Here is an 18,829-nt window from a genome sequence, read left to right on the forward strand (position 1 = left end):
TTTTTTAACCTTGGACCCGCCTCAACAAACGCTGTGCTGCTGCGTCGTCAGGCATGGACAGATAAATCATCCCTTGCTGTAAAGGCTCCCCGATCCGGGCGACCTGCGCCACCTGATCTTCCATGACCAAAACAAGCAAGGCTCCCACATTACCAGAGCTGACCTCGGCCAACTTACGCGCCCCCAAAGAATTCAATTGAAAGCGTACAAGGTGCCCCCCCTGCTCGGTACGCAAGGTCGCAACACGCGTCAGATCGCTGCGCTGCACAATGACTTGGGGATACAGCCACAGCGGTCCCTGAGGCCCTTCCACTTGCACTAAACCCGCTACGGGCTGAGGCAAACCCACATAGAAATCCACTTGGGGAGCCACTACCGCGCGCTGTGTCTGAGAAGCCAGAAAACTGCGCGTACCATCATCACCTTCCCGCTCGTAATTGCTGGCCAGCGCAGGCGGGCTCAAGTCTGCCGCCTGTGCCTTTCCTCCCGCAGCGGTGGTCTGGCACCCAGCCAGAAAAAGCAGCAGCATGGCTATTGCCGATGTGCGTGCAAGCTGCCCGGTTTGACTACGCTTGATCACCATATTCACTCTCCGCCCTGGCCTGCGCCCGCAAGCGCCAGACCCCTGTTGCGAAGCCGGTCTCTGTCCGGCCCCAAAGGGCCGCGCGCCTATGCTCGCGACCCTCTCCCGTCACTTCGTTACCATTGATAGCCCACGCCGACCGAGCCACCGTAATCGCCACGGGACGAACCCGCGACCGTGCCTTTCAACACCCAGCTACCGCTATCCGTAATGGTGGATAGGCCCATGGCGTAACCACTTTCACCGCGCCATACACCACCGGCCACGGCGAACATGCTCTTGCCAGGGATATAGGCTTGCGGCAAGCCTGCAGTTGCCATCGCAGCCGCCACACCCGCACTTGCCCGGTTCTCCACCTTGTTGATACGGCGATCCAGGTTATTGAACTGGTTGGTGATGTTGGACGTGGCCTGGCTCAACTGACGAACGTTGACCGCATCCTGTGGCGCCTGCCCATCGGCCAGGTTGCTGATGGTTTTGTCGTGCATGTCGATGCCCTGTTTATTCAAGGTTGGGCCATCCACAATTTGCACCTCATTGGTCGTTACGGACTTGGCCACTACGCTGTTGACCTTGATGTCCTGTGCCAGGGCGACCTTCACGTCCGTACCAGAGCGCGAGATTTCTATATTGTCCCCATTGAGGAACTGCACCGTCGCCTTGGGGGCCACATTGCTGGCCGTGTCACCATTGGTCTGGATGTTCCAGCCCGCGCTGGCCAGCTCGGTCACGTTCTCTACCTTGGTATTCAAGCCACCCAAGGCATCGTTCACATTGTTGTAGGTTTTATCACCTACGTTCAACTCCGTAACCAGCTTGCCATTCTCGAACTTGGAGCCACCTCCCATGCCGCTGGCAATACTTTCGCCCATATCGTGAATCTGGCTGCCATTGACAGCATCGGTACTGGTGGCGGAAATGTCACCACGCGCCACATTGGTGATTCCGGTGCCACCCGTGCGGCCGCCGTCGGTAGACTCGGTTCCGGCCATGGTGACCTTGCCGTAGTTAACCGACTGATCTGGATTAAGGTCGTACTTGACGGCACGATCTACCAGATTCTGGGTTTCACCTCGCACCAGATCCAACTGCTCCTCGGTTGCGGCACGGCCGCTCTTGCCGAAGTTGGCCCCCGTCAGGGTACGGTTGCTCAAGCCGGTGATGTCATTGTCGGTTGCCGATACCACCACGTTGCCCGCGCGCAGTCCGGCATTGCTCAAGGCAATGTTCGTCCCGATAGCAAAGCCGATATTGTTCATGACGACATCAGGAGCGCCGCCCGTGCCTTTCACCGTCACGCTCTTGAGTTCCAGGTCGTCATTCAAGGCAATGCTCAAAGTATCGGTGCCATCGCCGGTGGTGCTCAGATTGTTATTGCTGCCCACAATCTTCAGCGTTTCCCCCAGATCGCGATGCACCGTCGTGCCTGCGCTACCCGCGAAGTTCATGCCTTTGGCGGTCAGCCCCTCATCACGGCCTTCAAGCTGGCTGACGTTCACGGCATCCGTCGGGTCAACCCCTTTCGCTACATTCGTGATCTTCTGTGCACCGGCATTAATACCCTGGTCGTTAATCACCACATTGAAAGCAGTCAGACCGGCATTGGTCAGATTGACCTGTCCGATGGTCAGACCCGTATTGCCCAGAACCACATCCGGTTTCCCAGTCGCGCCCTTGACCTTCACACCCGCCGTTGTCATCTCGGTGTCGCCCGTTGTGACGCTGGTCAAATCCAGCTCGTCATTCAAGGCAATCTGCACCGTATCGCTACCCACGGTGGACGTCGCCAAGTTGGCATTGCTGCCCTTGATCGTTACCGTCTGGCCCAGATCCCGATGTACTGCCGTGCCTGTTTGTGCAGCAAAACTCATACCCTTGGTGATCAGGCCACCCTCGGCCTCGGTCAACTGGCTCAGGTTCACCGCATCAGTGCCGGTCGTCCCTTTAGCCACATTGGTGATCTTCTGGCTGCCCATATCAGCCCCCTTGAAGAACGGGGTCTCGGCTATCTGAACCTGCAACTGACCATTCAGAACCTGGGTACGCAGGTTGGCGCCGCTGTAATTACCAGCGGTGGTCGCCCCACCAAGGATCTCCACGCGTTGTCCCAGATTCTTGTGAATCGCTGTATTGCTGTTGCTGCTGCTGAAGTTATTACCACTGTAGTTGGTGCCCAAGGCCGTCAGATCCTGATCCAGCTTGACCAATTGCGCCACGTTGACGGCATCATTGGGATCCTGACCACCAGCCAGATTGGTAATACGGCGTTTGTCTGCGCCGCTACCCACCGACACCACCCCTTGCGTGGCTTCCTGATTCACCGTGCCGGTATAACGAGCGGTCGAGGTGGTATAGGCCGCATTCGTGGTCGAACCTGCCCCCAAAGCCACCGCACCGGCAGCCGACACCGTTGCTCCAGCCCCCAGAGCCAGGCCTTGGACGGCCGTCTCATTGGCAATGGCGCCCTGACCGACGGCAATTGACTTCTCGGCAGAACCCCGAGCATCCTTACCCCAGACCTGTGCCCCGGCCGCCAGAGCCTGAGCGTTGGTGCCCAAAGCGGAGGCATCCAGCGCTTCGGAAATAGCCTTGAAGCCCAGCGCCAGGCCACCATTCTCTTTGGCGTTGGAGCCTGAACCCACGCTCATCGCCCCTTCACCATGCATGATGTATTCGATCAAGCCATTGGGGCCTGTTTTTTCCTCGATCCAGCCTGCCTTGGCCTTGTCACCCACGGCGATAGAGCGATAACCATCGGCCTCAACCCCGGAACCGGCACCAACGGAGTTGCTGGCTCGGGTCTTGCTGCCTTCACCCAGGGCCAGGGAGTTGCTGCCTGCCACAAAGGCCTGATAGCCCAAAGCGACAGACTGAGCACCCGATACAGTAGAACCACTACCCAGCGCCACACTCTGGGACGCACCCCGAGCCACACTGGAGTTAGTGCCAATCGATACGCCATTTATCGCTTGGTCGTAAGCATTACGTCCGAATGCAATACCGCCTTCCTGGGTGACACGAGCACGTTCACCGAAAGCAATCGCACCACGGGTTTGGTTCTGGCCATCCCCCTTCACTTCAGCCTTGTAACCAATGGCTGTGGAGAAGTTAGCGGTATCAGCCACACTAGCCCCATGACCCAAAGCCATGGAGCTTTCCGACTCGGCTGAGGAACCACTACCCACCACCGTCGCGCCCAGAGCCGAAGCCTCGGTATGGGAGCCTAACGACGTGGTGTAGTCAGCCTGTTGCAAACCACCGGCGGAGGAGTTCAAGCCAATGGCCGTTCCACCCACACCAGAAGCACGCGCGACCGCACCGATGGCAATCGCATCGTTCCCGGTTGCGCCGTTATTGTTGACATTCGGGTTCTCGGTCGAGTTCACGCTGACGTAGCGTTGGCGATTGGCGATCAGTGTGGACTCCAGACCATCCAACTGACCTTTGGTGACCGCATCATCCACATCCACCCCTGCTGCCAGGTTGGTAATGCGAACCGGGGCACCGGTGCTGCTGTCCAGATCAATCAAGGTGCGATCCGCATTGGAATAGGTGACGGCGGACAGTCCGCCGATCATCCCGGCTACCCCGGTACGCATGGCCTCAAAGGCAGAACCAATCGAGGTATAGGTATGGTCCGCGCCATTTTCATCTTTGATGACAAAGGACGGGCCCGTAATCACCCCGTCGCTATCCCACTTCAGGTTGCCACCCACAATGGATTCCAGATTGGTATGCAGCACTTTCAACTGACTGACGTTAACCGCATCCGTATCCAGTCGACCCGCTGCCACATTGCTCAAGCGACGCTGGGCATCGACGGTACCAAACGACACACTGGATGAGGCCAAATACGCCCCAGTGGGCGCGCCATAACCCAGGCCCGTCGTTTCAACCGAATGAGCATTGGCACCAATCGCCACACTATTTGCATGCGTGACGCGTGCCTGATCACCCAAAGCAATTCCGCCAGCAGCCGCCTTGGTCGATGTGCCTGCGTAGACCAAGGCTTTATTGCCGATCGCAATACCGCCGATGTCATAGTCCACCACAGTAGCCATCGAACCCATGGCAACGGAACCGGTGGCACCTGAACGAGAACGGTCACCCACCGCCACAGCATTGGAGGCGTGGACAGGTGGGGCGACCGGCGTACCAGAGCCCGTCTCACCTGGCAGATTATTCGCCCCGTAACCGATACTGACTGTGTTATCTCCCACGACACGGCTGCCAGCCTCACGACCGATGGACACCGTATCGTCGCCCGTAATATCGCCACCCGACTTGTAGCCCAGCGCGACGTTATAGCCACCCAGCACACCCCGGCCCGCTTCGCCACCAACAGCGACCTGACCAAAGCGATTGCCAATAACCGGGGTCCCCGCGTTCACACCGGCCCCTTCACCAATCGACACTCCGGACTCCGTATTGCTCAGGGCTCCCGTACCAATGGCGACCGATTTGATGCCATGTGCCTGGGCACCTGCTCCACCGGCAAAAGCAAGGCTCCCCGTGGCCGACGCACCACTACCGACAGCCGTCGAACTGCCGCCCGAGCTATGAGCGCCCGCACCCAATGCGGTCCCCGAGGCGGACATGGAGGTTGCTCCGGAGCCCACCACCGTGGATGATTTCGCGTCTTGCCAAATCGTCGTGCCTTGACCAATAGCGACCGAGTTTTCGGCCAGCAGGCCCACATCTGCGCTGGTTCCCAAGGCAATCGCACCGGAAGCCTTGGCAATCGCCTGGTTGCCGATAGCAATCGTGTCATCGACCTCCAAGGGGTCCACTGCACTGCCCGCCCCATTACCGATAGCCAGATTATTCTTGCCCTCCAGACGCTGGCCCGCACTGTTGCCCATGGCAATCAAATCGCTGCCTTTGCTGGCGGTGCCGGCGTCACTACCAATCGCAATGCCGTTTTCCACGGTATTGTCTTTGCCAGCACGCGCTCCCAGAGCAATTGCTTCCTTACCCGCGGCGGCCGACTCCAAACCAGCCGCAAGTGCTGCTTCGCCTGCCGCCGCCGCTTGTGGCCCAATCGCCGTGGAATCTGTTCCGCTGGCGATCGAATCCGCCTTGGTGGACTTGGTGTGGAAATATTTGACGCCATCGCCCGAGTTCAAGACGCCATACAAGACTTTGCCCGAGACGGCCTCAGTGCTGGTGGCATTCACAGCGGCATCCGCCAGCCCCGTGATCTTGTTGTTATTCACGTTGACAGCACGCAGGCTGCTATTGCCAGTAGCCACCAGGCTAACCGTGTTGACGCCACCTGAAGTGACAGAACCGACCACCGTGGCCGATTTAGCCGCCATATTTCCATCAATGATGGCGCTGGGCGCCGTCAAGGTACCCGTAAACGTACCTGCCCCGGCGGACACACTCCCTGCCGTCAGTTGACCAGTAAATTCGCCACTGGCTCCTTTGACCAGGCCTGAGGCCGTCACGGAGTCCACGTTGAGATCAGGATTCAGAGCAACAGATACAGCCCCATCCGTTTGTGTCAGAGCGATATTGCTGCCAGAGCTTAAGGAAAAAGCGCCACCCGGGATGACATGAAAAGGAGTCGCACCGTCCACGATCAACTCCCAGCCATCAGTAATCTGCGCCATGGCAGGTTGTGTCAATACACCCGCAGCAAGTAAGGCCAAGGCGACGGTACGCAGGCGCAATCCCTGCACCCACTCCAGCACATCCTGGCTGGCGCTAGCGCCGCCGGAGCTGCGCTTACCGCGAGCTTTGGTGTTTTCCGCAACCGCCACAAATGTTGCAGTCTGCTCATTCCAAACCGACTTATAGATTCTGTTCATGATCTCTTCTCTTACAAAAGAAATTAGCCATAAGCCTTCCTAAAACACCTCCGTCTCGCGCTGACGTAACAGAGTTTTCAGGCGCAACAAATCCCCTCGCCCCGTCATGGCGATAATTTGAATTTGTTGTTCAGGAAAGTCTTACCGAACCCTCATCCCTATTCGGATGGTTTTATTTTCTTACCGTTTTTTAATAATTACTTTTGAATTTCTACAGAAGCCGTTTGAATCACTGCAAAACAACATAATTAATAAATTATTTATTTCAATTTTGTTTTAAATATTAGTACCGTTACGCTGTCGATAAACCGACGGCGACAAGCCGCTGTACTGACGAAATGCCGTGGCAAAATTGGCTGGATTCACGTACCCGGATTCGACCGCCACATGGGTTACGGCCATATCGGTTTGCCGCAGCAACTGCATGGCGTAACGCATGCGACTGGAGCGCACGAAATCGTGCACGGTCAAGCCGCAGCTCCCTTTAAAGAGCTCGTTCAGGCGGCGTCCAGTGGTACCAAACATCTCCGCCAAGCTTTCGGCCGTCAAGCAATCCGACAGATTGTCTTTTACGTGCTGCTGCACCGCATCAACCAGATGGTGCTGCGGTGGCGGTGCCGCAAAACCAGTCATAGCGTTGTTTTTGCTTATATTTTCAGCATTTTTCTCAATCTCCCTCAAACCCAGATGCAGGCGAATTCGTTCCATCACTAATTGCACATTGGTTTGGGACGCAATGAAATCGCGAGCTCCACTTCGCAGGGCCATCAACTGACTATCGGCACACGGAATGGCCGACAAGAACACCACCGGGATAGCGGCGGTTTGTGGATTGGCACGCAACATGCGCATGAACGTATCGCCCCGCAAACGAGGCAGGTTGTATTCACTCAAGACAAAATCAGGTTGTAAGGACTGGCATCGTGCCAGGCCCTGCTGGGCATCCAAAGCAAAGCTAATACGAGCAAAACTAGTACGTAATAAAACCAGTAAATCCGCTACTCCAGCCGGTTCTGGCGCAATAACCAGAATATGAGCTTCAGACGAGACACACATAAGCAATCCACCTTTGGAGACAGACAAGTTTGTGTTGTTCCAAGCTGACGGTAATTCTAATAATTAAAATTGCTTATACATTAAGGCTCTATTTTTCTGACACCCCATATTTCCATTTATTTCCACAGCAAAAGTTACATTATTTCAGATCATTTCTTTTAAAACCTATTAAATGCTGCCCAAAACTGCAATGAAGCGAAAACCAGGCTTCATTAAATTCAATTATTTGTCTTTTGTTTCTAATCGGTAAATTAGGAATCAAAACAATACCCAAGTACACAAATAAAAACCCCGCAGCAGCGGGGTTGATCATGTTGAGCCGGGTCAGAACTTAAGGATTAGGCGCGTTGGCATAGCCCGCCCGCGCCAGAACACCCAAAGGACCAATTTGACGTACCAGGTCGATTTGCTCGGGGGTACGGACATAAATGCAGCCTGCATACGAGAGTGCATTAACCGAAATACCGTCGACCAATTCCATACTGCGGGGCACCAATAACAACCAGCCCTGCCCCACCAACATATTGTGTGGTGGCAGCAAGTCATCTTCTGCAGGCACCAGGCCCAATTCATTGCAGGCTATACGGTAAGAGCTCAAAAGACTGACGTTTAATGCTTCTGGGTCATTCGTATCCTGCAAACGCACAAAGCAATGCTCAAAGGCCAGCGCTGGGTGTTTATGCACACTGCCCGCAGCGGCCTGGGCCGGGAGCTTGTCCAGATACAAGGCCAGCGAACCATTGGTGTCTGCCTGGGGAATCCATTGTGTATGTTTGTGGCGCTGGCTGGCTCCGGCCGGGCCACCACCGTTATAAAAGCCCAGGCCACCCTGCACAGCCAGAAAGTCAGCCAGAATTCGAAAATCGATATCGCGCAAGGGGCTGAGCTGTTCGGAAAAGACCTTATCGGCCAGTACCAGATGCAAATCACAGACCGCAAACTTGTTCAGCACAATATTGTGTGTGCCGCTGGCATCGTCCACCGTCAGCGCCGGGGCCGGTGGCAGAAAGGGGTTGAAGTTGGGATCACGCGGCCCGCCTGGAATCGAGACGCTGGCCGCATCCTTAGCCGCCAGAGTGGACACCCAACGCACGAAAAATGTCAGTCCCTGATCCTGCATCAGCTCTTCCTGAGCTTGCACGGGCAACAAATCACCGCTGGCCAGCGCAGCCTGGCTCAGTTGGTCCAGGCGTTGCAAAATTTCCTTGCTCACGTCGTCTCGCTCCTCATTTGAAGTTGTATAGTGACGCCTTATTGTAGGCAAGAGACGCGAATAAACGCGCATTGCTGCCTAGTCCGAATTTTCCACCATCCCTATCAGGAGTACTCCATGTCCGGTATCCGCCGTATTGCCAGCCCACTGCCACTGCCCTTCTCGCGTGCAACCATGGCTGGCGGCTTTCTGTTCTTGTCCGGCCAGATTCCTTACGACGCCCAAGGCGAAGTGGTGCGCGGTTCCATCCAGGACCAGACCCACGCCGTGTTTGACCGCCTGATCGAAGGCCTGGCTCTGGCTGACGCTACCCTGGCTGATGTGGTCAAAGCCACTGTCTGGCTGTCCGATATGGCGCTCTTTGCCGACTTCAACAAAGTCTACGCCGAGCGTTTTGGCGACACCCTGCCTACCCGCTCGCTGGTTGAAGCCAAGCTGGCCAAAAGCGTTGACGTCGAAATCGAAGTGCAGGCCTGGCTGGGCGATCGCGCCTAAGCAGCCTTAAGGCCGACGGGCCGTCACACAAATTAACGCGACCCTGCCATAGCTATGGCACACTGAATTCACCTCATCCAAGGAGAGTTCTGATGCGTTTACTTGCTTCGGCCCGTCCCATCTTGCTGGCTTGTTCTGTATTAGGCCTGGGCATCAGCAGTGCCTACGCGGCAGACCCCGGCAAGACCGCAGAACCGACTGCGATCAAACGCTATCTGGGCGATTCAGACATGCCCTTTTCCCGCGCCGTGCAGGCCGGGGACTTTCTGTTCCTGTCCGGGCAAATCCCGCTGAACGAAAAGGGCGAGATTGTGCGTGGCAGTATTGAAGACCAGACCAATGCCACGCTAGACCGGATTGAAGAGACGCTGAAACTGGCCGGTGCCGACCTCAGCCATGTCGTCAAAGCGACGGTCTATCTGTCCGATATTGCCTTGTACGACCAGTTCAACAAAACCTATAAAGAACGCTTGGGCAGCAACTTCCCGACCCGTTCTCTAGTGCAGGCCAAATTGGCTGGCGGTGTGGATGTTGAAATCGAATTCCAGGCCTGGATGGGCGCTAAAACTAGCCCCGCCAAACACTGATACAGGGCACTTACTATAGCTAATTCGATATAAGCAGCCCGCTTACAGTCCGGCTGCCTTGTATGGCACACTAGCACCCTTGGCCAGACCCTTTACCCGCGCCAGGCTTACCGCCTGGCGTTTTCGTGCCTTTACGGAAAATCTCATGATCTACGCGATTACCGCCCTGTTCGCCTTTCAGTTACTAGGCGAAATCCTGGTGCAGACGCTGTCTCTGCCACTGCCGGGCCCCTTGGCTGGCATGTTGCTGCTGGCCGCTGCCCTGTTTATTCGTGGTGGCGTACCTGCCTCCCTGGAGAGCACCGCCAGCGTCATGTTACAGAACCTGATGTTGCTGTTCATACCGGCAGTTGCCGGAGTGATGTTGTATTTTGATCGGGTCGCCGATGAATGGCAGCCCTTTTTGATCGCCACTCTGGGCGGCACCGTCATCACCATGGTGGTCACGGCTGTGGTACTGAATCGTCTGCTTAAAAACCGCCAGGAAGAAGAATAATGACGGACGGACTTTTTCAAATCTGGGTCTTTCTGTCCAGCTCGCCCCTGCTATGGCTGACCCTAACCTGCTCAATCTATGCAGGCTCAGTGTGGCTTTACCGCAAATCCGGCAGCAGCCCCTTTCTGCTGCCTATTCTGGTTTCGGTCATTGCCATTGTGGCTTTGCTCCTGTTAACACGCACGCCCTACCCCGTCTATTTTGAGGGTGCAAAATTCATCCACTTTCTGATTGGCCCGGCAACAGTGGCCCTGGCCGTGCCGCTCTATAGCCAGTTACGTCAACTGCGCAAGATCTGGAAGCCTCTGACCATTGCCTTGCTGATTGGCTCGGTCACCGCTATTTTCAGCACGGTATTGATTGCCTGGGCCTTGGGTGGTTCGGCAGAAACCATTATGTCCGTCGCCCCGCGTTCAGCCACCATGCCTATTGCCATGGCCTTGGCGGAACAGTTCGGTGGACAGCCTTCTTTGGCTGCCGTAGCCGTTGCTATTACCGGGATTGCAGGCACCATCATGGCGCGCCCGCTATTGAATCTGCTGCGTATTGATCGCCCTGAGGCCCGGGGCTTTGCAGTGGGCGTGACAGCACACGCTATTGGCACCGCCCGCGCCTTGCAGGTTCATGAAACCATTGGCGCGTTCTCTGCGATTGGTCTGAGCCTGAACGGCATCATGACAGCCGTATTGGTGCCCTTCGTGCCCATTGTGTTGCGCTGGTTGGGCGTAGCCTGAGGCTATAAGCAGGAAAGCTGGCTCTAGCGCCACTCGTCACGGTAGACGAAGCGGGGCATCTGCCAATTGCGGTGCAGAGCCAGCATACGGAAGCTCAAACCAATAATCATGGGGCCCAGCAGGGTCACATAAGGGTGCCAATCCAGATGCTGAGCACCAAGATACAGAGCGCCGGTCAGCATGGACACGCTGGCGTACATCTCCTTGCGCAATAACAAGGGGATGTCATTACACAAGATGTCACGCAAGACGCCGCCTGCACAGCCGGTAATCATGCCGCTCAGCAGAACCACGGTAATCGGCAGCTTCATTTCCAGAGCGATCTGACAGCCAATAACGGTAAAGACCACCAAACCCATCGCATCCAGCAACAGGAACAGGCTGTGCAGACGCCGCATGATAGGCGCGATCAACGCCGTCAGAATCGCTGCTCCAGCGGTAATCCACAGATATTCTGGATGTTGAACCCAAGTCAGCGGGTAATGCCCTAAAAGCACGTCCCGCACGGAGCCACCACCCAGGGCGGTGACACAGGCAATGGTGCACACCCCCACCCAGTCCATATCACGGCGACCGGCAGCTAAAGCGGCGGTCATGGCCTCGGCAGTAATGGCAATAATGTAGAGAATAAGTAAGAGCATGATATTTTTTAAGCATCAAGCTGTTGAATAAGACTTCGATAGCAACGCAGCATCAGCAAGCCAGGCACAGCGATAAAGACGGTACAAATAAAGAAACCCGGCCAGCCCAAAGACTCCACCAGCACTGGCGTCAAGGGCCCTGCCAAATAGGTGCGCCCCACGGCCGACAAGGCCGACAACAGTGCAAATTGAGTGGCCGAATAGGTCCGATTACACAAAGCCATCAACAGCGCGACAAACGCCGCTGTACCCAGGCCACCACACAGGTTTTCCAGACCGACCACAAAACCCATCAGCCACATGGAGGGCGCGGGCTCAATCGCGATCAACCAATAGCCCAGGTTGGAGACAGCCTGCAAAATACCGAAAATCATCAAGGCTCGGTAAAGCCCCAGGCGAGCCATGATTGCCCCGCCCATCAAGGCGCCGACCACCGTGGCCGCCAAACCAAACACCTTATTGATCGTGCCAACTTCAGACAGGGTGAAACCGGCGGCCCGAATCAGGAAGGTGGTGGACAAAGCTCCGGCAAAGGCGTCGCCCAACTTGTAGAGCACGATCAGCGCCAGGATGCTCCAGGCACCGGGACGGGAGAAAAAATCCGCCAAAGGCGCGACCACAGCTTCAGACAAACTGCGCGGCGGGCGGCTTTGTTCTTGCGGGTCCGGAGAAATCAAGGTTACCAGCGCACACAGCGCCATGAACCCGCCCATCAAGAAATAGGTATTAGACCAACCCAGCCAGCGGTCAGCCAGAATCAGAGCCAGGCCACCGGACACAATCATGGCAATGCGATAACCCATCACCTTGACTGCGGCCCCCGCGGCCCGCTCGTGCGCCTGCAGCACATCCGTGCAATAGGCATCGAAGGCTATGTCCTGCGTGGCCGACAAGAAGGCCACCCACACCGCCAGCAAGGCCAGCGCCGTCAGATTTACGGAAGGGGAAAACAGACCCATGGCCGCAATAGACGCCGCCAACAATAATTGGGTAACTAGTATCCAGCCGCGCCTGCGTCCCATGAAAGGCGGCGCGTAGCGGTCAATCAAGGGAGCCCAGAGAAACTTGAGTGTGTAGGCCGAGCCGACCAGGGTTAGAAACCCGATCTCGGTCAACGATATATTTTCAACCGTTGCCCAGGCCTGCAACGTGCCTGAAACCAGGGCCAGAGGCAGGCCACTGGCGAACCCCAGAATCAGCAAAGGCAAGACTCGGGGACTGGTATAGACACGGGACACGTCAGGCCTTATTAGCGCTAAGCAGCAAGATGAGGGGATTCAAAACGATACATGGCCAAAGTACTGCGCCAACCCCGCAAAAAGCGCACCGTGCTGCTGCCATTGAAGGCTGCACTATCCAGAATACGAACACCCACAGCCTGGGCCAGATCCTGAAAGTCTTTCATGGTGCACAAATGGATGTTGGGCGTGTTGTACCACTGGTAAGGCATTTCGCCGGTTACCGGCATGCGTCCGCGCAAAATGCTCCAGCCATGCGGCCAATAACCGAAGTTAGGAAACGAGACGATACCATACCGCGCCACCCGGGCCATCTCGCGCAGAATGTGCTCGGTATGGTGCATGGACTGCAATGTCTTGGACAGGACGACGGTATCAAACTGCTGGTCGCTGAACAGCGCCAGCCCTTTTTCCAAGTCCTGCTGGATCACGTTGACGCCACGGCGCACCGAGGCAATCACGAACTGATCATTCAGTTCGACACCCGTTCCGACGACCTGGTGCGTATCACGCAGATGCGCCAGCAAGGTGCCATCGTTACAGCCCAGATCCAGCACTCGCGAACCTGGCTCAATCCATTGCGCAATACGCAGCAAGTCCGGTCTTAACATGGCGGGATCCACCTGAGTCTGCAGCTTAGTCATTCTGCCAACACCCCTGTAGTGCGCGTACGCGCGGGCAAGCCCAAATTAGCGGCGATCTGGTCATAGTATCCCTGCACAACGGCGTGGTAACGCGGGTCTTCCAGCAAGAAGGCATCATGACCATGTGGTGCATCGATTTCGGCGTAGGTCACCTGACGCTGATTGCGCAGCAAGGCCTGCACAATCTCACGCGAACGCTCGGGCGAGAAACGCCAGTCCGTGGTGAAAGACACCAGCAGGAACTTGGCCAGCACTTTTTCCAGCGCCTTGACCAGGTCACCCTGAAACTGACGCGAAGGGTCAAAATAATCCAGCGCCCGCGTAATGATCAGATAAGTATTGGCGTCAAAATAACGCGAAAACTTCTCGCCTTGATAACGCAAATAGGATTCGACCTCGAATTCCACACCGTAGTTGTAGTGGTATTCGCCGCCTTGAGCAGGCGCACGCTGGTTACGGCCAAATTTTTCGGCCATGACGGTATCGGACAAGTAGGTGATGTGACCCACCATGCGGGCAACGCCCAGACCAGCTTTGGGCACTACACCGTGCTCGTAATAATTACCGCCGTGAAACTGCGGGTCAGACAAAATGGCGCTACGGGCCACTTCGTTAAAAGCAATGTTCTGGGCAGACAGGCGCGGTGTGCTGGCAATAACCACGCAGTTTTCCACGCGCTCCGGGCAGCTAATGGCCCAGCTCAAGGCCTGCATGCCACCTAAAGAACCACCCATAACGGCAGCAAACTTGCGGATGCCGAAGTAGTCCGCCAAACGGGCCTGGGCGCGAACCCAGTCTTCCACCGTCAGAACAGGAAACTCGGAGCCCCAGGGCTTGCCAGTAGCAGGATTGGTACTGGACGGGCCGGTAGAGCCAAAGCAGGAGCCAATATTATTGACGCCAATCACAAAAAAGCGATCCGTATCAACGGCTTTGCCCGGGCCGACCATATTGTCCCACCAGCCTATGCTTTTGGGATCGTCGTCGTAATAACCGGCAACGTGATGCGAGGCGTTCAGTGCATGACACACTAGCACCGCATTGCTGCGTTCTTCGTTCAGGGTGCCGTAGGTTTCGACTGCCAGCTCGTAGCTGGGCAGCACTTGCCCGCTGCGCAGGTGCAGGGGTTCGTCAAAGGCGATAAGTTCGGCATGTACAGGGCCCACGGAACCTTCGGGGATCAATCCGCAGGATGGGCTAAGGGCGCCAGCGTTGGCGCTAGGGACGGAATCAGTGGCCATCAGGACCTCTTTAGCTGGATTTATGGAGCGCCCGCAAGCGGATCAGGCAAATCGGCGCAAAACGTATAAGACAAAATTCTAGCATCGCTGCGGCGCGGCGTCCAAATCGACCAGCCGGGATCGATTCAGAACTCTGGACAAAGGTAATGTCAGCGAAAAGACAATGCTTTGATTTACATCATTATTTTCACGCACATCTGTCTGCCAGCTAAGCTAAATTTGAGTACATTGGCCCGACGTCTACCACGAATGCATGAGGAATGGCTTTACCGTGACGCATTTAACTGCACGCGAGCAGTCCTGCCTGAACTGGGCTGCCCATGGCAAGACTAGCTGGGAAATCAGCATCATCCTGGGCATCACTGAACGCACGATCAACTTCCACTTCCAGAACGCCTACGCCAAGCTTGGCGTCTATAGCCGTCAGGCTGCCATTACCCTGGCCTTGCAACAGCACCTGATCAGCGGCGACCCGGCTAGCGAGCTAGGCCGTCAAAGAACACCTTTGCCTGTGCCGCGTCCGGGGCCTTCCCGGAATCCGTCATAACAAAGCCCTGCACCAGCCAGCCCGGCTCGATGCGGATCATGGCTTCCAGCCGCAAGGCCACCCCGCCCACATCGCGCGTCATGTAAAAGATCTGTCCGGGTAGTGGCAGTTGAATCTGGCTTTTCTCGCTGACTTGCCCATCGGGTATGAACTTCTCGCGCAGAGACTCGTGCAAAGCCTCGTACAAGCGTTGACGAGCGGCCTCGTCCTGCTGCAGTTCTGTAGGCAAAATAACGTGGCCTACGGTATAGCTTTGCCCACCGGCCGTGGCAGTAGTCAGGTAAAAATCCAGCTTGTAGTGCTCGAAATCCAACAGTCGGTGACTGGTGGTTGGTTTGCCCGGCAGCATGGCCGACAAGCCCGTTTGCTCAAGCTGAACCTTGCGCCAGTTAAACTCCGGACTGCAGGCTGCCAACATCAAGAAAGCCGCCAGTACCGCGGTAATGCGCCTGATCATCATGGTGCTAATCCCATATCCCGTTTCATGCTTTTCATCGGCTGGCTGAACAGCCGCCTTATACTCGCCCTGCCTGACACGCCTTTTGGCGCAACTTAACAAAGCAAGCCTGGTCGGACTACTATTTATAGACGGGCCTGCGCCCATTGAACAGTCCCGTATCTTGCACCCGATTTCGAAAGTGGGAAACACCACCATGAACACCAGCCACGAACGCCGCCTTGCCCTGCAACAGAATCCCGAGATTTTGAAGGGAATCTTGCGTGGCATCGAAAAAGAAGGACTGCGCGTCGATGCGCTGGGCCAATTGGCAAATACTCCCCACCCCCAAGCGATTGGTTCGGCCCTGACCAACGGTCATATCACCACCGATTACGCCGAAGCCCTGCTGGAGCTGATTACCGAGCCGCAAGACCGGGTCGAGGACGTGCTGCAGGAACTGGCCGATATTCATACCTTTGTAGCGGGCAAGCTAGACCAGGAAATAATCTGGAACCAGTCCATGCCCGCGCTCTTGCCAGCCGAGAAAGACATTGCCATTGCCTGGTACGGTAAATCCAACACCGGCATGCTCAAGCATGTATACCGACGCGGTCTGGCCGAGCGCTATGGCAAGCCCATGCAGTGTATTGCCGGGGTGCATTACAACTTTTCCCTGCCTGATGGCATCTGGCCTCTGTTGAATGTCTGTGGCGACAATCTGCAAGACCAGCGCTCCAACGGTTACCTGGCGCTGATCCGCAATTTCACCCGCTATTCCTGGCTGCTGATGTACCTGTTTGGTGCCTCGCCCGTGCTGGACGCCAACTTCCTGCAAGGTCGCAGCAACAATCTGGACAAGGTCGATGACGATACGCTGACCATGCCTTGGGCTACCAGCCTGCGCATGAGCGATCTGGGCTATCACAACAAGGAAGCCCAGGCTGAGCTTCAGCTTTGCTACAACGACCTGGACACCTTTGTGATGCGCATGTATCACGCTGCCGTGACCCCTTGGCCCGATTACGAAAAACTGGGCACCCACCGCGATGGCGAATGGATTCAGCTCAACACCCATATTCTGCAAATCGAAAACGAGTACTACTCCAGCATTCGCCCCAAGCGCACCACCCAGCGCAGCGAGCGCCCGGCTACGGCCCTGGCCCAGCGTGGCGTGGAGTACATCGAAGTGCGTTGCCTGGACATCGACCCTGAGTCGCCTACCGGCATTTCCGAGCAGACCTGTCGCTTCCTGGACACCTTCCTGCTGTTCTGTACCGTACAAGACAGCCCCTTCTTCCCGGACGGCGGTTACTGCCAGGACAGCAAGAGCAACTTTGCAACTGTCGTGCGCGAAGGCCGTCGCCCCGGCCTGATGCTGACCAATCAGCAAAAGGAAAGCGTCAGCCTGCAAGACTGGGGCCACGAGATTCTGGAATCTCTGCTGCCCTACGCACAAATGCTGGATCAGGCCCTGAATACCCAAGGCCACACCGAAGCGGTACAAGCCCAAATTCGCAAACTGGAAGACCCGGCACTAACGCCTTCGGCCCAGGTACTGAGCCGTTTGCGTGACACAGGCCTGAGCTTTCACGACTACGCCTTGCAACGCAGCCGCGAGCATCACGAAACCTTGTTGGCTCATCCTTTGTCCGCCGACAAACAAGCCGCTTTCGAGCAACAGGCCAAAACCTCTTTGCAGGCCCAGATTGATATCGAAGCCCAGGACCAGGAATCCTTTGAAGATTACGTTCAGCGTTACGAACGCAATCTGATTCCTCCCGAAGTGCAAAACAGCTAAGGCCGCTTAAACAATCCGCTTTTCTGAACCGCCCCAAACGCCTGGATAACGAACTGGCTTTTGGGGCTTGTTCATTAAGGCTCTTTTTTATTTCCAGATGCACCTTGCCATCCTGCACGAACACGCCAGAACAAGCTGTTTGGCCTGAATATCTCTCCATCAGCCCCTTGCTTAGCTGAGCATTGCTTGCTTCGCCCTCTTGAGTGCGCGCTCAATCTCGATCAAACGCTGTTTACGCCACAAACCGCCCCCATAGCCGGTCAGGGAGCCATCAGCACCAATAACGCGATGGCACGGAATCATCAAGGCAATCTGATTCGCCCCATTCGCCCGCGCCACCGCACGCACGGCGGTCGGTCGTCCTATCTGACGGGCGATCTCGGAATAGCTGCGCGTCTCCCCGGCTGGGATGTCTTGCAAGATCCGCCAGACCTCTTGCATAAAGGCACTGCCACTGGTCAAAGCCAAGGGGGTATTGAAGCGATCGGAACGCGCTGCGAAATAATCGGCAAGCTCGGCAGCCGCTTGCTCTGACGGCGGCATCACACCAATGCCAATGCCATCTTTGATCGACGCCTGCAAACGTTTGAGTTCAGCCGGTAGACCCTTGCGATCCACGAATTCCAGCAAATGCAGATGGCTTTGACTGCTGACCGCCATCATGTCCCCCAAGGGGGTGGGAATCCAGGTGGCTCGCAGCAAGCCATCGGTACGCAACACCGCAGGCGCACACCCCAACAAACGGGCAAATGCAGTCCGAAACGCACTGGCCGACTCGAAACTGGCCTGATGCTGCGCGGCAATTACATTGCCGCCCGTGGCCAGCGTCTCGAAACCCTCGCGCAAACGACGCTGTCTGGCCATTTCCAGAAAAGTCATGCCAAAGTGCCGTTTGAAGCTGCGGCGTACCGTCGACAAGTCATAGCCCATGCGCTCCAGATGCCCCTCTGACCAGCGCAAACCCGGCTTGGCGTCCAGCTCTCGCAACAGAGCGGTGATGGTGGGGTCCTCCAAGGCCGCCGCCTGCAGCGGATGGCATCGCTTGCAAGGTCGAAAGCCCGCCTCGATACATTCGCCAATCGTGGCGTGAAAGGAGCAATGCTCGGCTTTGGGCTTTCTGGCCGGGCAAGTCAGGCGACAAAACACGCCCGTGGAGGACACGCAGACGAAGGCCTGACCGTCGTAGCGTTCATCTCGGCTCAGCAGGGCTGTGTATAGCGTCTGGAAATCGGGAAGATCAAATAGCATGTCGGATTTTTACTCCGAAATACGCAAACGGACAGTCGATTTTCAGGCGTCTATTT

At 56.4% G+C, this 18,829-nt stretch carries 16 protein-coding genes and 1 riboswitch; of the genes, 6 read left to right on the forward strand and 10 right to left on the reverse strand.

Annotated features, from left to right (window positions below; all coding sequences use genetic code 11):
- Window positions 1-4: 4 nt before the first annotated feature.
- From OSH09_RS14085 to OSH09_RS14100, 4 genes are all read right to left on the reverse strand, one after another.
- Entirely contained in the window at window positions 5-583 is a 579-nt protein-coding gene (locus tag OSH09_RS14085; protein WP_266121322.1) for a SecDF P1 head subdomain-containing protein, read from the reverse strand.
- Window positions 584-699: 116 nt separating this feature from the next.
- A complete protein-coding gene (locus OSH09_RS14090; protein ID WP_266121323.1) occupies window positions 700-6,396 on the reverse strand; it encodes a YadA-like family protein in 5,697 nt (1,898 codons plus the stop codon).
- 276 nt (window positions 6,397-6,672) lie between these two features.
- Window positions 6,673-7,452: a response regulator transcription factor gene (locus tag OSH09_RS14095; RefSeq protein WP_266121324.1), complete on the reverse strand. Its 780-nt coding sequence runs from the start codon at window positions 7,450-7,452 to the stop codon at window positions 6,673-6,675.
- A 331-nt stretch (window positions 7,453-7,783) separates the two neighbouring features.
- The gene (locus OSH09_RS14100; protein WP_266121325.1) at window positions 7,784-8,665 is read right to left on the reverse strand and encodes an ATP adenylyltransferase family protein; all 882 of its coding nucleotides are present in this window, start codon (window positions 8,663-8,665) and stop codon (window positions 7,784-7,786) included.
- A 117-nt stretch (window positions 8,666-8,782) separates the two neighbouring features.
- On the opposite strand from OSH09_RS14100, the gene OSH09_RS14105 reads away from it, so the two are divergent.
- The 4 genes from OSH09_RS14105 to OSH09_RS14120 all read left to right on the forward strand — a co-directional run bounded on the left by OSH09_RS14105 (window position 8,783) and on the right by OSH09_RS14120 (window position 10,977).
- Window positions 8,783-9,160, forward strand: a complete 378-nt coding sequence (locus OSH09_RS14105; RefSeq protein WP_094195448.1) for a RidA family protein — start codon at window positions 8,783-8,785, stop codon at window positions 9,158-9,160.
- 92 nt (window positions 9,161-9,252) lie between these two features.
- A complete protein-coding gene (locus OSH09_RS14110) occupies window positions 9,253-9,747 on the forward strand; it encodes a RidA family protein (RefSeq protein WP_207873081.1) in 495 nt (164 codons plus the stop codon).
- A 145-nt stretch (window positions 9,748-9,892) separates the two neighbouring features.
- Complete coding sequence (locus OSH09_RS14115; protein WP_207873080.1) at window positions 9,893-10,243, forward strand: CidA/LrgA family protein; 351 nt, start codon at window positions 9,893-9,895, stop codon at window positions 10,241-10,243.
- Window positions 10,243-10,977, forward strand: coding sequence for an LrgB family protein (locus OSH09_RS14120; protein WP_207873079.1), 735 nt, complete (start codon window positions 10,243-10,245; stop codon window positions 10,975-10,977). The genes OSH09_RS14115 and OSH09_RS14120 overlap by 1 nt, the downstream gene beginning before the upstream one ends.
- 23 nt (window positions 10,978-11,000) lie before the next feature.
- Here OSH09_RS14120 and OSH09_RS14125 read toward each other — a convergent pair whose 3' ends face one another.
- The 4 genes from OSH09_RS14125 to metX all read right to left on the reverse strand — a co-directional run bounded on the left by OSH09_RS14125 (window position 11,001) and on the right by metX (window position 14,741).
- Complete coding sequence (locus tag OSH09_RS14125) at window positions 11,001-11,618, reverse strand: trimeric intracellular cation channel family protein (RefSeq protein ID WP_207873078.1); 618 nt, start codon at window positions 11,616-11,618, stop codon at window positions 11,001-11,003.
- A gap of 8 nt (window positions 11,619-11,626) precedes the next feature.
- The gene (locus tag OSH09_RS14130; protein ID WP_266121326.1) at window positions 11,627-12,856 is read right to left on the reverse strand and encodes a muropeptide transporter; all 1,230 of its coding nucleotides are present in this window, start codon (window positions 12,854-12,856) and stop codon (window positions 11,627-11,629) included.
- A gap of 17 nt (window positions 12,857-12,873) precedes the next feature.
- Window positions 12,874-13,500, reverse strand: coding sequence for a methionine biosynthesis protein MetW (metW, locus tag OSH09_RS14135; RefSeq protein WP_266121327.1), 627 nt, complete (start codon window positions 13,498-13,500; stop codon window positions 12,874-12,876).
- Entirely contained in the window at window positions 13,497-14,741 is a 1,245-nt protein-coding gene (gene metX / locus OSH09_RS14140; protein ID WP_266121328.1) for a homoserine O-succinyltransferase MetX, read from the reverse strand. The genes metW and metX overlap by 4 nt, the downstream gene beginning before the upstream one ends.
- Window positions 14,731-14,809, reverse strand: a riboswitch (SAM riboswitch). (Overlaps the previous gene by 11 nt.)
- 203 nt (window positions 14,810-15,012) lie before the next feature.
- On the opposite strand from metX, the gene OSH09_RS14145 reads away from it, so the two are divergent.
- Complete coding sequence (locus OSH09_RS14145; RefSeq protein ID WP_207873074.1) at window positions 15,013-15,288, forward strand: response regulator transcription factor; 276 nt, start codon at window positions 15,013-15,015, stop codon at window positions 15,286-15,288.
- On the opposite strand, the gene OSH09_RS14150 is transcribed toward OSH09_RS14145, so the two are convergent.
- Window positions 15,218-15,748 carry a hypothetical protein gene (locus OSH09_RS14150; protein ID WP_207873073.1) on the reverse strand — a complete coding sequence of 177 codons (531 nt, stop codon included), beginning with the start codon at window positions 15,746-15,748 and terminating at the stop codon, window positions 15,218-15,220. The two genes, OSH09_RS14145 and OSH09_RS14150, sit on opposite strands and share 71 nt — an antisense overlap.
- A gap of 193 nt (window positions 15,749-15,941) precedes the next feature.
- Here OSH09_RS14150 and gshA point away from each other — a divergent pair, with 193 nt between their 5' ends.
- A complete protein-coding gene (gene gshA / locus OSH09_RS14155; protein ID WP_266121329.1) occupies window positions 15,942-17,525 on the forward strand; it encodes a glutamate--cysteine ligase in 1,584 nt (527 codons plus the stop codon).
- 171 nt (window positions 17,526-17,696) lie between these two features.
- Here the strand turns inward: gshA and OSH09_RS18300 are convergent, their stop codons facing one another.
- On the reverse strand, window positions 17,697-18,773 hold the full coding sequence (locus OSH09_RS18300) for a bifunctional transcriptional activator/DNA repair enzyme AdaA (protein ID WP_323178768.1): 1,077 nt from the start codon (window positions 18,771-18,773) through the stop codon (window positions 17,697-17,699).
- Window positions 18,774-18,829 lie beyond the last annotated feature (56 nt).

The organism is Alcaligenes parafaecalis (genome assembly GCF_026344135.1).
GTDB lineage: Bacteria > Pseudomonadota > Gammaproteobacteria > Burkholderiales > Burkholderiaceae_B > Alcaligenes > Alcaligenes parafaecalis.

Excerpts from the sequence above, each read along its gene's own strand:
- OSH09_RS14085 (WP_266121322.1), bottom strand. The coding sequence starts at position 583 with ATGGTGATCAAGCGTAGTCAAACCGGGCAGCTTGCACGCACATCGGCA.
- OSH09_RS14115 (WP_207873080.1), top strand. The coding sequence starts at position 9,893 with ATGATCTACGCGATTACCGCCCTGTTCGCCTTTCAGTTACTAGGCGAA.
- OSH09_RS18300 (WP_323178768.1), bottom strand. The coding sequence starts at position 18,773 with ATGCTATTTGATCTTCCCGATTTCCAGACGCTATACACAGCCCTGCTG.
- OSH09_RS14105 (WP_094195448.1), top strand. The coding sequence starts at position 8,783 with ATGTCCGGTATCCGCCGTATTGCCAGCCCACTGCCACTGCCCTTCTCG.
- OSH09_RS14110 (WP_207873081.1), top strand. The coding sequence starts at position 9,253 with ATGCGTTTACTTGCTTCGGCCCGTCCCATCTTGCTGGCTTGTTCTGTA.
- metX (WP_266121328.1), bottom strand. The coding sequence starts at position 14,741 with ATGGCCACTGATTCCGTCCCTAGCGCCAACGCTGGCGCCCTTAGCCCA.
- OSH09_RS14150 (WP_207873073.1), bottom strand. The coding sequence starts at position 15,748 with ATGATGATCAGGCGCATTACCGCGGTACTGGCGGCTTTCTTGATGTTG.
- metW (WP_266121327.1), bottom strand. The coding sequence starts at position 13,500 with ATGACTAAGCTGCAGACTCAGGTGGATCCCGCCATGTTAAGACCGGAC.
- OSH09_RS14090 (WP_266121323.1), bottom strand. The coding sequence starts at position 6,396 with ATGAACAGAATCTATAAGTCGGTTTGGAATGAGCAGACTGCAACATTT.
- OSH09_RS14120 (WP_207873079.1), top strand. The coding sequence starts at position 10,243 with ATGACGGACGGACTTTTTCAAATCTGGGTCTTTCTGTCCAGCTCGCCC.
- OSH09_RS14125 (WP_207873078.1), bottom strand. The coding sequence starts at position 11,618 with ATGCTCTTACTTATTCTCTACATTATTGCCATTACTGCCGAGGCCATG.
- gshA (WP_266121329.1), top strand. The coding sequence starts at position 15,942 with ATGAACACCAGCCACGAACGCCGCCTTGCCCTGCAACAGAATCCCGAG.
- OSH09_RS14095 (WP_266121324.1), bottom strand. The coding sequence starts at position 7,452 with ATGTGTGTCTCGTCTGAAGCTCATATTCTGGTTATTGCGCCAGAACCG.